General features: G+C 71.8%; 13 protein-coding genes. 6 read left to right on the top strand and 7 right to left on the bottom strand.

Features of this window, described 5'->3' with window-relative positions:
• Window positions 1-12 precede the first annotated feature (12 nt).
• Both ACH4DZ_RS22745 and ACH4DZ_RS22740 read right to left on the bottom strand, forming a co-directional pair.
• A complete protein-coding gene (locus ACH4DZ_RS22745; protein ID WP_398289085.1) occupies window positions 13-1,245 on the bottom strand; it encodes an acyl-CoA dehydrogenase family protein in 1,233 nt (410 codons plus the stop codon).
• Between the two features lie 7 nt (window positions 1,246-1,252).
• Window positions 1,253-2,275, bottom strand: coding sequence for a phosphotransferase family protein (locus ACH4DZ_RS22740; protein WP_398289084.1), 1,023 nt, complete (start codon window positions 2,273-2,275; stop codon window positions 1,253-1,255).
• Between the two features lie 213 nt (window positions 2,276-2,488).
• Between ACH4DZ_RS22740 and ACH4DZ_RS22735 the strand changes: the two genes are divergently transcribed.
• The gene (locus ACH4DZ_RS22735) at window positions 2,489-2,680 is read left to right on the top strand and encodes a hypothetical protein (RefSeq protein ID WP_398289082.1); all 192 of its coding nucleotides are present in this window, start codon (window positions 2,489-2,491) and stop codon (window positions 2,678-2,680) included.
• Window positions 2,681-2,694: 14 nt separating this feature from the next.
• On the opposite strand, the gene ACH4DZ_RS22730 is transcribed toward ACH4DZ_RS22735, so the two are convergent.
• The 4 genes from ACH4DZ_RS22730 to ACH4DZ_RS22715 form a co-directional block, all read right to left on the bottom strand.
• Complete coding sequence (locus ACH4DZ_RS22730) at window positions 2,695-3,024, bottom strand: DUF202 domain-containing protein (RefSeq protein WP_398289080.1); 330 nt, start codon at window positions 3,022-3,024, stop codon at window positions 2,695-2,697.
• Complete coding sequence (locus tag ACH4DZ_RS22725; protein ID WP_398289079.1) at window positions 3,021-3,413, bottom strand: YidH family protein; 393 nt, start codon at window positions 3,411-3,413, stop codon at window positions 3,021-3,023. The genes ACH4DZ_RS22730 and ACH4DZ_RS22725 overlap by 4 nt, the downstream gene beginning before the upstream one ends.
• 189 nt (window positions 3,414-3,602) lie before the next feature.
• Window positions 3,603-4,130 carry an NUDIX domain-containing protein gene (locus tag ACH4DZ_RS22720; RefSeq protein ID WP_398289077.1) on the bottom strand — a complete coding sequence of 176 codons (528 nt, stop codon included), beginning with the start codon at window positions 4,128-4,130 and terminating at the stop codon, window positions 3,603-3,605.
• Between the two features lie 48 nt (window positions 4,131-4,178).
• Entirely contained in the window at window positions 4,179-5,069 is an 891-nt protein-coding gene (locus ACH4DZ_RS22715) for a DMT family transporter (RefSeq protein WP_398289076.1), read from the bottom strand.
• A 177-nt stretch (window positions 5,070-5,246) separates the two neighbouring features.
• Between ACH4DZ_RS22715 and ACH4DZ_RS22710 the strand changes: the two genes are divergently transcribed.
• From ACH4DZ_RS22710 to ACH4DZ_RS22690, 5 genes are all read left to right on the top strand, one after another.
• Window positions 5,247-6,902 (top strand): FAD-binding dehydrogenase, encoded by a 1,656-nt coding sequence (locus ACH4DZ_RS22710; protein WP_398289075.1) that lies wholly within the window; start codon window positions 5,247-5,249, stop codon window positions 6,900-6,902.
• A 248-nt stretch (window positions 6,903-7,150) separates the two neighbouring features.
• Complete coding sequence (locus ACH4DZ_RS22705) at window positions 7,151-8,101, top strand: hypothetical protein (protein ID WP_398289074.1); 951 nt, start codon at window positions 7,151-7,153, stop codon at window positions 8,099-8,101.
• A gap of 121 nt (window positions 8,102-8,222) precedes the next feature.
• Window positions 8,223-9,791: an APC family permease gene (locus tag ACH4DZ_RS22700; protein WP_398289073.1), complete on the top strand. Its 1,569-nt coding sequence runs from the start codon at window positions 8,223-8,225 to the stop codon at window positions 9,789-9,791.
• A gap of 156 nt (window positions 9,792-9,947) precedes the next feature.
• Window positions 9,948-10,619: a molybdopterin-dependent oxidoreductase gene (locus ACH4DZ_RS22695; protein ID WP_398289227.1), complete on the top strand. Its 672-nt coding sequence runs from the start codon at window positions 9,948-9,950 to the stop codon at window positions 10,617-10,619.
• Entirely contained in the window at window positions 10,606-11,295 is a 690-nt protein-coding gene (locus ACH4DZ_RS22690) for a cytochrome b/b6 domain-containing protein (protein WP_398289071.1), read from the top strand. The genes ACH4DZ_RS22695 and ACH4DZ_RS22690 overlap by 14 nt, the downstream gene beginning before the upstream one ends.
• A gap of 13 nt (window positions 11,296-11,308) precedes the next feature.
• Here ACH4DZ_RS22690 and bla read toward each other — a convergent pair whose 3' ends face one another.
• A complete protein-coding gene (bla, locus tag ACH4DZ_RS22685) occupies window positions 11,309-12,241 on the bottom strand; it encodes a class A beta-lactamase (protein WP_398289070.1) in 933 nt (310 codons plus the stop codon).
• Between the last annotated feature and the right edge of the window lie 57 nt (window positions 12,242-12,298).

The raw sequence follows: 12,298 nt of genomic DNA, 5'->3' as shown, positions 1-12,298 counted from the left end.
GCCCGCGCTGCCTCAGACGTACTTCTTCAGCTCGTGCCGTGCCAGCGACCGCTGATGCACCTCGTCCGGCCCGTCGGCCAGCTTCAGGGTGCGAGCGCCCGCCCACAGCTCGGCCAGCGGGAAGTCCTGGCTCACACCACCCGCGCCGTGCAGCTGGATCGCCTTGTCGATGATGTCGACGACCGTACGAGGCGTAGCGATCTTGATCGCCTGGATCTCCGTGTGCGCGCCCTTGTTGCCCACGGTGTCCATCATCCACGCGGTCTTCAGGACCAGCAGCCGAAGCTGCTCGACGGCGACCCGCGCGTCGGCGATCCAGTTGTGGACGACCCCCTGCTGGGCCAGTGACTTGCCGAACGCCTCACGGGAGACCGCCCGCCGGCACATCAGCTCGATCGCCCGCTCGGCCATGCCGATCAGCCGCATGCAGTGGTGGATACGGCCGGGCCCGAGCCGCGCCTGCGCGATGGCGAAGCCGCCGCCCTCCTCGCCGACGAGGTTCGCGACCGGCACCCGCGCCCCGTGGAAGACGACCTCCGCGTGGCCCCCGTGGGAGTGGTCCTCGTACCCGTACACCTGCATCGCGCGCCTCACCTCGACGCCCGGGGTGTCGCGCGGCACCAGGATCATCGACTGCTGGCGGCGGATGTCGGAGCCCTCGGGGTCCGTCTTGCCCATCACGATGAAGATCTTGCAGTCGGGGTTCATGGCCCCGGAGATGTACCACTTGCGGCCGGTGACGACGTATTCGTCGGTGCCGGACGCCGTATCGGTGGCCCGCTCGATCAGCGTGGTGATGTTGGTGGCGTCGGAGGAGGCCACCTCCGGCTCGGTCATCGCGAACGCCGACCGGATCTCCCCGGCGAGCAACGGCTCCAGCCACTGCTTGCGCTGCTGCTCGTCGCCGAACTGGCTGAGCACCTCCATGTTGCCGGTGTCGGGCGCCGCGCAGTTCAGCGCGGTGGGCGCCAACTGCGGGGAGCGGCCGGTGATCTCGGCGAGCGGCGCGTACTGGAGGTTCGTCAGCCCGGCCCCGTACTCGGAGTCCGGCAGGAAGAGGTTCCACAGCCCCTGACGGCGGGCCTCGGCCTTCAACTCCCCGACCACGGCCGGGGTGTCCCACGGCGAGGCCAGCCGCTCGCGCTGCTCGTGGGCGACGGCCTCCGCCGGATAGACGTACTCGTCCATGAAGGCGAGCAGCTTGGCGCGCAGTTCCTCGGTGCGTGCGTCGAATGCGAAGTCCATGGTGCGGTCAGCCTTCCTGAAGGGTGGTCAGGCCGTGCTCGATGAACACGGGCACCAGGTCGCCGATACGGTCGAAGCCCGCGCCGACGGTCTGGCCGAGCGTGTAGCGGTAGTGGATGCCCTCCAGGATCACGGCGAGCTTGAACCACGCGAAGGCCGTGTACCAGGCGACGGCGGACACGTCGCGCCCCGAGCGCGCGGCGTACCGCTCGACCAGCTCGGCCGGTGACGGGTGCCCGGCGGCCGTCGCGGTCGTGGAGACGGGGGAGTCGGTCAGTCCCAGCGGCATGCTGTACATGACCAGCAGGCCCAGGTCGGTGAGCGGGTCGCCCAGCGTGGACATCTCCCAGTCGAGGATCGCCCTGATGTGGTCGTCCTCGCCGATCAGCACGTTGTCGAGGCGGTAGTCGCCGTGTACGACGGTGGCCGTGGGGGAGTGCGGCAGCTCGCGTCCGAGGGCGGCGTGCAGTTCGTCGATGCCGGCCAGCTCGCGATTGCGGGAGGCGTCCAACTGCTTGCCCCAGCGCCGCAGTTGCCGGTCGAGGAAGCCCTCCGGCCGGCCGAAGTCGGCGAGGCCCACCTCGGCGGGGTCCACGGCGTGCAGCTCGACCAGGGTGTCGACGAGACCCAGCACCGCGCCGCGCGTGCGCTCCGGGCCGAGCGGGGCGAGCTGCTCGGCGGTCCGGTAGGGCGTGCCCTCGACGAAGTCCATGACGTAGAAGGGCGCGCCCAGCACCTCCACGTCCTCGCACAGCAGCAGTGTGCGCGGCACGGGCACGGCGGTCGGGTGCAGCGCGCTGATCACCCGGTGCTCGCGCTTCATGTCGTGCGCGGTGGCCAGTACGTGCCCGAGCGGCGGCCGGCGCACGACCCATTGGGAGGTGCCGTCCGTCACCGCGTACGTGAGGTTAGACCGTCCGCCCTCGATCAGCCGGCCGGTCAGCGCGCCGTCGACCAGCCCGGGCCGCTCGCTGTCGAGCAGGCCGCGCAGCCGGTCGAGATCGAGACCTGGCGGGTGGTCTGGACTCATCGTGTTTCCTCCGTAGGCGGGAATCAGGACTCCCCACATGATGCCGACCGGTCGGTATGCCGTCCAGTGGGCAAACGAAACGTGATCGGCGTCTCGGCCACGAAGGCATGAGGAACCCGCGGGCCGTCACCTGCGGCTTCGAGGGTTCCGGGATCTCCGCGGGGCCTGGTGGTCGTCCCGGTGCCCTTCGTGGCGGACGTGGCGGTGACCGTCATGAACGTAGTCGACGCGGTCGCCGTGCGGCACCTCGGCGTGCCCGCGGTCCGGACCGTGGGCGTACCGGTGGGAGGGGTGTTCGTGATGAAAGTGGTGGCCATGGTGCTCGCTCGCCTTCGAGGTGCGGAGTGTGACGTCGGCCGGGCCGGCCACACGAACCGCGATGTGTTCGCCCGCAACGGCACGTGATCATTGCCGGATCCTCAGAAGACCAGCGCCGCCGCGCAGACGGCCAACGCGATCGTGCACAGGGCGGCGGTGCTCGCGTGCCCGGGGGTGAACGCCTCCGGGGGCACGCTCCCGGACAGGGCGCGGATCCGCCGGTGTGCCACGGCGAGGAACCCCAGCCACAGCCCGCAGCACAGCGCGCACACCAGCAGCGCGGTCACGCCCGGCCCGTCGCGCAGTGCCGACTTCCCGGCGAGCACGGCGGCCACGGTCGCCGCGAGGGTCGTCCGTCGCCAGGCCAGCCGGGTGCGCTCGGGCTGCAGTCCGGGGTCCCGGCCCCCGGATCCGCCGGCGCCCGCCGTCACGACTCCCACCCCGCGAGTACGACCACCACCATCGCGATGGCCACCAGGGCCACACCGATGCTCAGCAGGGCCGGAAAGCGGGACACCGGCAGGTCCTCGCCCCTGCGCATCGCGCGCTCGCAGCGGACCCAGTGGTTCACCGACCGCAGCGCGCACAGCACTCCCGCGGCCAGCAGTCCGAGCGCCAGTCCGGCCCGCCACTCCCACCGCAGATCCGGCAGGAACTGGTCCACGGCGAAACCGCCGCCGATCAGGGCGAGCGAGGTCCGCAGCCACGCCAGGAACGTCCGCTCGTTCGCCAACGAGAACCGGTAGTCGGGGGTGACCCCTTCTTCCTCGATCCGCGCAGGCGCGAACCACAACCGGACGTTCCGCACAAATTCGATCACGCCAGCGACACTACCGGCCCCCGCCAAGGTAAACGGCGCGGCCTTCCGCCCGCCAGGGGCGCGGGGAACGGCGCAATCGTGTCGCTTTTCGCTGTTCAGGGGCGCGGGGAACGGCGCAGTCTTCTGGCTGTTCAGGGGCGCGGGGAACTGCGCGACAAGCCCCCACCGACCCGCACAGGGGAACGCACCTCAGCCCGCCCCCGCCCCCGCCTCCCGAAACGCCCGCAGCCGCGCAAACGCGGCCAACCCGTCCGGCACGAACTCCCACTCGCCCAGCCGCTCCTCCACCTCGCCCTCCGGCAGGAACGCGTGCCAGGCGACCTCCTCGACCTGAGGCCGCACCGCCACCTCGCACCGCACCTCGTACACGGCCGACCACCAGCTCTTCCCGGCCCCGTCGTCGTACAGGAACTTGAACAGGAAGGACGGCCGGGCCAGCCCGGACACCCCCAGCTCCTCCTCGGCCTCCCGCAGAGCCGCCTCGTCGTAGCTCTCGCCCGCGCCCACCACTCCGCCGACGAACATGTCGTAGAGGGAGGGGAACACCAGCTTGGTCGACGTGCGGCGATGCACGAACAGGCGCCCTTGCGCGTCTCTGACCTGGATGAACGCGCATCGATGCCGCATCCCGCGCGCGTACACGTCCCCGCGCCGGGCCTGCCCCACCACCTCGTCGTGCTCGTCGACGACGTCGAGAATCTCGTCAGCGGAAGTCATCCGACCATCAAAGCAGCCCGCCGGCGGCCCGCCCCGGCCGGTGGGACGTCAGCGGGGCTGCAGATCCCGCAGCCGCTCCTTGAGCGCCACACCGTTCGGCATCGCGGGATGCAGTCCCAGCAGGACGACCCCCGCCACGATCCCGGCGAGTCCGGCGGCCTCCCAGGCCAGCGCCCCGGTGTCGGCCCGCAGCCGGTCCCCGAGGAACCCCACCCCGCACACGATCCCGGCGAGCGGCTGCGCGGCGGTGAGCGCGGGCAGCGACATCCGCAGCGGCGCGGTCTCGAAGGCGCTCTGGACGAGCACGAGCCCGGTGATCCCGAGGGCGACGACCGCGTACAGCTGCCAGCCGGTGGCGAGCGCGGCCCAGCCGCCGTCGGAGAAGCGCTGTCCGCTGACCCGGGTGAGCGCGTCCTGGACCCCGTACAGCAGCCCCGCCGCCACCCCGAGCGCCGGTCCCGAGCTGAGCCGGGACCGTTTGGCGTACGCGGTGAGCAGCAGGGCGAGGCCCACCATCACGCCGATGATCAGCCAGTGCCGTACCGGGTCGGAGATCGCGTCGCCGCCCCGCGGCTGCCCGGCCACGATGAAGGCCGTCACCCCGCCGGCCAGCAGCAGAAGCCCGCCCCAGCCCTGCCGGCCGAGCGGCTGGCGGGTCTGGCGCCGGGAGAGGACGAGCGCGAAGAGCAGATTCGTGGCGAGGAGCGGTTCGACGAGGGACACCTCACCGTGCGCCAGCGCTATCGCGCCGAGCACCATGCCCACCGCCATGAACCCGATGCCGCCCAGCCAGCGCGGCACCCTCACGAGGTCGAGGAGCAGCCGGGGGGAGAGGAAGTCGCCCAGGGGAGCGTGCGCCGCCGCGTTCTGCTGGAGGACGAAACCGACGCCCAGACAGCAGGCCGCGCCGACGGCGAGGACGAGAACCAGAACCGACACGCTGCGTACCTCAAGACTTCGGACGGTGACGGGGCGGGGTGTGGTTGCGATCGACTGTAGCCCGAGTACCCGCGACCCGGCAGTTGACTGGGTCACTCCGTTGCCCAAGGATCTGACCGGTCAGTAACAAGCGATCAGTGACCACCGATCGGTGACACACCCCAGGAGGACCCGCTCATGGCGTACGACGCAGATGTGATCGTGATCGGAGCGGGGCTCGCCGGGCTCGCGGCGACCGCGGAACTCGTCGACGCGGGGCGCAAGGTGATCCTCCTCGACCAGGAGCCGGAGCAGTCGATCGGCGGCCAGGCGCACTGGTCCTTCGGCGGCCTGTTCTTCGTGGACTCGCCCGAGCAGCGCCGGATGCGCATCAAGGACAGCCGCGCGCTGGCCTTCCAGGACTGGATGGGCACCGCGGCCTTCGACCGTCCGGAGGACCACTGGCCCCGCAAGTGGGCCGAGGCGTACGTCGACTTCGCGGCCGGCGAGAAGCGGAGCTGGCTGCACAAGCAGGGCGTGCGCTGGTTCCCGGTGGTCAGCTGGGCCGAGCGCGGCGGCTACGACGCGAACGGCCACGGCAACTCCGTGCCGCGTTTCCACATCACCTGGGGTACGGGCCCCGGTGTCGTCGCCCCCTTCGAGCGGCGGGTCCGCGAGGGCGTGGCGCGAGGGCTCGTACAGCTGAGGTTCCGCCACCGCGTGACGGGTCTGTCGCGCAGCGCGGGCGCGGTCGACACGGTGAGCGGCGAGATCCTGGAGCCGTCGGGCGTCGAGCGCGGCCGGGCCAGCGGTCGCGCGGTCACCGGTGCCTTCGAGCTGCGGGCCCAGGCGGTGATCGTCACCTCGGGCGGCATCGGCGGCAACCACGAACTCGTGCGCGCCAACTGGCCCGAGCGCCTCGGCGTCCCGCCGGAGCGGATGATCTCCGGTGTGCCGGCGCACGTGGACGGCCGGATGCTCGGTGTCGCGGAGGACGCGGGCGCGCACTTCATCAACCGCGACCGGATGTGGCACTACACCGAGGGCATCCAGAACTGGGACCCCATCTGGGACAAGCACGGCATCCGTATCCTCCCGGGCCCGTCCTCGCTCTGGCTGGACGCCCGCGGCAACCGGCTGCCCGTACCGCTGTTCCCGGGTTTCGACACGCTCGGCACGCTGGAACACATCATGGGCACGGGCTACGACTACACGTGGTTCGTGCTCGACCAGAAGATCATCGGCAAGGAGTTCGCGCTCTCCGGCTCCGAGCAGAACCCCGACTTCACCGGCAAGTCCGTCAAGGGTGTCTTCCAGCGGGCGCGGGCCGACGTGCCGGGGCCGGTGCAGGCGTTCATGGACAAGGGCGCCGACTTCGTCGTCGAGAAGGACCTCGGCGCACTCGTCCGCGGGATGAACGCGCTCACCAAGGAGCCGCTCATCGACGAGGCGGGGCTGCGCCGCGTGATCACCGCGCGCGACCGGGAGATCGCCAACCCCTTCACCAAGGACCTCCAGGTGATGGCCGTCCGTGGCTCCCGCGCCTACCTCGGCGACCGGCTGACCCGCACGGCGACCCCGCACCGCATCCTCGACCCCAAGGCCGGCCCGCTCGTCGCCGTCCGCCTCAACATCCTCACCCGCAAGACGCTCGGCGGCCTGGAGACCGACCTCTCGTCGCAGGTGCTGACCGAGGGCGGCGACCCGCTGTCCGGGGTGTACGCGGCGGGGGAGGCGGCCGGTTTCGGGGGCGGCGGAGTGCATGGATACCGGGCCCTCGAAGGGACGTTCCTGGGCGGCTGCCTGTTCTCCGGGCGCACGGCGGGGCGGGCCGCGGCGAAGGCCGTGGACTGACGGTGCGGCTCGACGGCTGACGGTGTGGCTCGACGACCGGCGCTGAGGCTCGACGACTGGCGGTGAGGCTCAACTCACTCTCCGCGGGGCCGTGTTGAAGCGTGTCAGTAATCATCGGGCCTTGACGTGAACCCGTGACGGGGGTTGGCTGTCCGTGACCGGGAGCTGACAGAACCAGTCAACGGTGAATGTCAACCGGTCACACAAAACAGACACTGAATATCCGCGTCGTGCGAGGGAGTTCTGCGGTGTCCCCACCTCCGCCGCCCCTCGGCCGCGCCCGCAAGCGCGCGGTCCAGCCCTTCGACGCCGCACTCGACGACACCGAACTCATCGCTGCCCGCGCCGCGTTGGCCCAGGGGCGGTGGACCGCCGTACGCGCCCTGCTGGCCGCGACCGGTGACGACTGGGACCGCCGGGGCCACCGCGTCACGACCCTCGCCCAGGAGAGCGGCACGCTCGCCTGGGCCCGCGACTGGCAGCTCGCCGAACCCGAGTCGCCGGACGCCGCCGTGCTGCTCGCCGTCGCCACCGTCCAACGCGCCCTGAACGGCAAGGAGAAGCCGGCCGGGGCGCGTGAGGCGTGCCGTACCGCGGCCGAGGCGCTGCCCGACGACCCCACGCCCTGGCTCGGACTGCTGATGCTGGAGCGCGTCCTCGGCGCCGACCAGGACGTGGTGCGGCTCTTCGACGAGGTCCGCCACCGCTACCCCGACCACCACCACGCCCACCATCTGATGGTGGCCCGGCTCGCCGAGCGGCGCCCCGAGCCGGGGCAGGACCCGCTGCACGAGGTCTACGACTTCGCGACCTGGTCCGCCGAACAGGCGCCCGCCGACTCACCGCTCGCGATCCTGCCCGTCGTCGCGCACGCCGAGCGCTATCGCGCCCTGGCCGCCGCCGGCAGGGAACCGCCCGACCCGGTGGCCTCCGGGCACTGGGTGGGGCGCCGGGCGCGGCAGGTGATGAAGTCGGCCTTCGACTGGTGGCTGGAGTGGGAGCGCGACGACCATCCGCGCAGCCGGCTCGACCTCAACTTCCTTGTCCACGCCAAGTTCTGCGAGGGCCGGGGCGCCGAGGCAGCCGCCCTGTTCCACCGCATCGGACCGCACGCGACCGCGGTGCCCTGGTCGTACCCCGACCGGGACCCGCACACGGCCTTCCGTGCCGCCCGCGACAGCGTGCTCGGCACGGTCTGAACGACACCCGGCCGGCCACCCGGCAGCCACCCAGCCACCCCACTCACCCTGTCACCCAGTCGCCCCGCCCCCCAGTCACCCAGCCAGGCAGCAGCCTGCCAGCCGAAAGGACGATCCCGCCATGACGACGGGCACGAGCAGACCGGCCGCCGCGGACAACGGCATCAGTACCTTCAAGGGCCAGGACCGGGCCCTGCGTTCCGACCGGCTCGGCACGGGGGGCCTGCTGCTCTCCGTCCTCGCGGCGACCGCCCCCCTCATGGTGGTCGCAGGTGTCATGCCCACAACATTCGCAGTGATGGGCATCGTAGGGCAGCCCCTGCTCTTCGTCCTGCTCGGCGTCGTGCTCGTCCTCTTCAGCGTCGGATACGCCGAGATGAGCCGCCACGTCCACAACGCGGGCGCCTTCTACGCGTACATCTCCCGAGGACTCGGCGGCCTGGCGGGCTCGGGCGCCGCGGCGGTCGCCCTCGTCGCCTACAACGCCCTCCAGGTCGGGATCTACGGCATCTTCGGCTTCGAGGTGTCCGGCCTGTTCGCCACCTACCTCGACGTCGAACTCGCCTGGTGGATACCGGCGCTGCTGGCCGCCGTGCTCGTCGGCGCCCTCGGCTGGCTGAAGATCGACGTCAACGCGCGCGTGCTCGGGGTGCTGCTGCTCATCGAGGTCGCCCTCGTCGTGATCTTCGACATCGCGGCCGTCGCCGACCCCGCCAAGGAAGGCCTGTCGCTGCACGCCTTCAACCCGGACACCCTCGGCGGGGCGGGCCTCGGCACCGCGCTGTGCTTCTGCGTCGCCGCGTTCCTCGGCTTCGAGCAGGCCCCCGTGTACGCGGAGGAGACCAGCCGCCCGCACATCCTGGTCCCGCGTGTGATGTTCCTCGCGATCGGCTTCGTCGCCGTGTTCTTCGCGCTCAGCTCCTGGGCGCTGACCGTCGCCGCGGGCCCCTCCGGGATCGTGGGCGCCTCCCGGAAGCAGAGCGCGGGACTGCTGTTCTTCCTCACCGAGTCACGGCTCGGCGGCACGTTCACCGACGTGCTCCATGTGCTGTTCGTGACCGGCATGTTCGCCGCGATGCTCAGTTTCCACAACGTCGTCGCCCGGTACGCCTTCGCCATGGGCCGTGAGGGGCTGCTGCCCGCCGCCTTCGGCCGGACCACGGGTGCGAGCGGTGCGCCCGGCACGGGCTCGCTCCTCCAGTCGGCCGTCGCCGTGGTGGCCGTCGTGGCGTTCGCCGTCGCCGACGACAAGCCGGTCGGCGACCCGACCGCGCCCGTACTGCACCTCTTCACCTGGATGGGCAACGTCGGCGCGCTCGGCGTCATCGTGCTGATGGCCGCCGCCTCGCTCTCCGTCGTCGTCTTCTTCGTCCGCCGGGGCGCCGGGCGCGCCCAGGCCTGGCGCCTGGGCTGCTCGGTGATCGCGGGGCTCGCGCTCCTCGTCATCGCCGTCTACACCATCAAGGACTTCGACGTCCTGGTGGGCGCGGGACCCGGCTCCTCGCTCAGCCGGCTGCTGCCCGGCATCATCGTGCTGGCCGCCGCCGGGGGCGTCGCCCAGGGCCTGTTCCTGCGCGCCCGCAAGCCCGAGGCGTACGCCGGCATCGGCCTGGGCAACGAGGCGTTCCAGCTGGACAAGGCGGCGGGGTCCGACGCCCGACCGCCCGCTGCTGAAAGTCACGGCTCCTGAGAAATACGTAAGAAGTCATTACGGAACGCTGACGGGCACCCTTGGGCCCTGGCTTACGGGGGCCGGGGGTGCTCGAATCACCCTGTGAACCCGGAACTTTCGTCAGCGGCCGCGGGCGGTCCCGAAGAGGGGGGCGCCCCGGTGGGGCGCCGGCTCATGCTCGGGGTGCTCGGACTCGGCGCCCTCGGCGTGGTGACCGCGCCCACCCTCCAGCGCGGCCTGGAGTCCTTCCTCGGTGGCGCCGCCGACAAGGACCCCACCGGTCTGACCGGCCTGCTCCCCAACGGCGGCGGCTTCCGCTACTACTCGGTCACCTCCTCCGTCCCGCACAAGGACGAGGACTCCTACCGCCTGAAGATCGACGGCCTGGTCGACCACCCCGGTACGTACACCCTGTCCGACCTGCGCGCCCTGCCGCAGACACGGATGGTCCGGGACGTCCAGTGCGTCACCGGCTGGCGGGTGCCCGACACCCCCTTCGAAGGGGTACGCCTGTCCCGGCTGCTGGACGCCGCAGGGGTGCGCCCTTCGGCCGGGGCGGTGCGCTTCACCTGCTTCGACGGGGCGTACTCGGAGAGCCTGACGCTGGACCAGGCCCGCCGCGCCGACGTTCTCGTCGCCCTGCGTATGCAGGACAAGGACATCAACCACGCCCACGGCGGCCCCGTCCGCCTCTACGTGGCCCCCATGTACTTCTACAAGTCGGCGAAGTGGCTCTCCGGCATCACCGTCACCGAGGACGTCCGCCCCGGCTACTGGGAAGAGCGCGGTTACGACGTGGACGCATGGGTCGGCCGGTCGAACGGACGTGACGATGAGACCACCTGAGACATCGCCCGAGACACCGTCTGAGACACAGTCCGAGACGGACGCCTCCGGGGGACCGGCCGCCGGGGAGCGTCTCGCGGGTGCGCTGCGGGTCCGCCGCTTCACGCCCGCCGAACGCTGGGTGCACCGGACCACGGCCCTCCTGATGGGGCTGTGCGTGCTGACCGCGGGCTGCCTCTACCTGCCCCAGCTCGCCGAACTCGTCGGCCGCCGCGAGCTGGTCGTGCGGTTGCACGAATGGTCCGGGCTGCTGCTTCCGGTGCCCGTCCTCGCCGGGCTCGCGTCGCGCGCCTTCCGGGCGGACCTGCGGCTCCTCAACCGCTTCGGACCGCACGACCGGGTCTGGCTGCGTTCCGCGCTGCGCCGGGACGCCCGGCCCGAATCCCGGCCGGCCGGGAAGTTCAACGCCGGACAGAAGACGTACGCGGCCTGGATCGCCGGGGCCGTCCTGGTCATGGTCGGCACGGGGCTGCTGATGTGGTTCACGCACCTCGCCCCGCTGGTCTGGCGCACGAGCGCGACCTTCGTCCACGACTGGCTCGCGCTGACCATCGGACTCGTCCTCGCGGGGCACATCGGGATGGCCCTCGCCCGCCCGGAGTCCCGGCGGGGACTGCGGACGGGCTCGGTCAGCAGGGAGTGGGCGAAGCGGGAGCACCCGCTCTGGCGGCCGTGACCGACCGCACGCCCTAGTCGTTGAGCGTCGCCGCCAGGAGTTCGGCGGCGCCGGCGACTAGTGCTTCGTCCATCGGGGCGTCCGGGGCCGACTTGGTGGACAGGACCGACAGCACGACCGGTGCCCCGCCCGGGGTCCAGGCGATGCCCACGTCGTTGGTCGTGCCGTACCTGCCCGTACCCGTCTTGTCGCCGAGCGCCCAGTCCGCGGGCAGGCCCGCGCGGAAACGATTCGTGCTGGTGGTGTTGGCCAGCAGCCACTCGGTCAGCTGCCGCCTGTCCCGGGGCACGAGCGCGTCACCGAGGGCGAGCTTCGCGTACGTCCGCCCGGCGGCGGCGGGGCTGGTGAGGTCCGTCGTACGCCACGGCTCGGTCGTGTTCAGCGCGGGCTCCCATCGGTCGAGGCGGGTCGTGGTGTCCCCGATCGAGCGGCAGAAGCGGGTGATCGCGGTCGGGCCGCCCAGTTCGCGCAGCAGCAGGTTCGCCGCGGCGTTGTCGCTGTGCGCCATGGCCGCGTGGCACAGGGCGGCGACGGTCATGCCGTTGGCGAGGTTGTCCGCCCGGCCCGTCACGGGGGAGCCCCCCGCGTCCTTGAGGTCCTGCTCGGTGTACCGGATCAGCAGCCCCAGGAACTCGCCGCGCCGGTCGAGGTCCCGCAGGACGGCCGCGGCGGCGAGGGTCTTGAAGACCGAACACATCGGGAAGGTCTCGTCCGCGCGGTACCGCACGGTGACGCCTGTGGCGGTGTTGCGGGCGTAGACGCCCAGGCGGGCGTCGTGGGCCCGCTCCAGCTCGGCGAGGGCTTCGACGATGCCGGGTTCGACGATGTGGGGCGTGTCCGCGGCGGCGGCCGGGGTCGCGGTGCTCGCCAGGACGGTGGTCGCGGTCGCGGCCGCGCCCAGGGAGAGTGCGGTTCGGCGGCTGGGGTGGGGGATCGAGCTGTGCAAGGTGGCTCTCTCTTCCGCTGCGAATGGTGATCACTTGCGTGGAGGGAGACTTCTGGG

This window comes from Streptomyces sp. NPDC017991 (assembly GCF_044328075.1).
In the GTDB taxonomy this organism is placed as follows: domain Bacteria; phylum Actinomycetota; class Actinomycetes; order Streptomycetales; family Streptomycetaceae; genus Streptomyces.
This window is presented reverse-complemented; position numbering and strand designations above follow the sequence as displayed.

Excerpts from the sequence above, each read along its gene's own strand:
- ACH4DZ_RS22745 (WP_398289085.1), bottom strand. The coding sequence starts at position 1,245 with ATGGACTTCGCATTCGACGCACGCACCGAGGAACTGCGCGCCAAGCTG.
- ACH4DZ_RS22740 (WP_398289084.1), bottom strand. The coding sequence starts at position 2,275 with ATGAGTCCAGACCACCCGCCAGGTCTCGATCTCGACCGGCTGCGCGGC.
- ACH4DZ_RS22735 (WP_398289082.1), top strand. The coding sequence starts at position 2,489 with ATGAACGTAGTCGACGCGGTCGCCGTGCGGCACCTCGGCGTGCCCGCG.
- ACH4DZ_RS22720 (WP_398289077.1), bottom strand. The coding sequence starts at position 4,130 with ATGACTTCCGCTGACGAGATTCTCGACGTCGTCGACGAGCACGACGAG.
- ACH4DZ_RS22710 (WP_398289075.1), top strand. The coding sequence starts at position 5,247 with ATGGCGTACGACGCAGATGTGATCGTGATCGGAGCGGGGCTCGCCGGG.
- ACH4DZ_RS22700 (WP_398289073.1), top strand. The coding sequence starts at position 8,223 with ATGACGACGGGCACGAGCAGACCGGCCGCCGCGGACAACGGCATCAGT.
- ACH4DZ_RS22695 (WP_398289227.1), top strand. The coding sequence starts at position 9,948 with ATGCTCGGGGTGCTCGGACTCGGCGCCCTCGGCGTGGTGACCGCGCCC.
- ACH4DZ_RS22690 (WP_398289071.1), top strand. The coding sequence starts at position 10,606 with ATGAGACCACCTGAGACATCGCCCGAGACACCGTCTGAGACACAGTCC.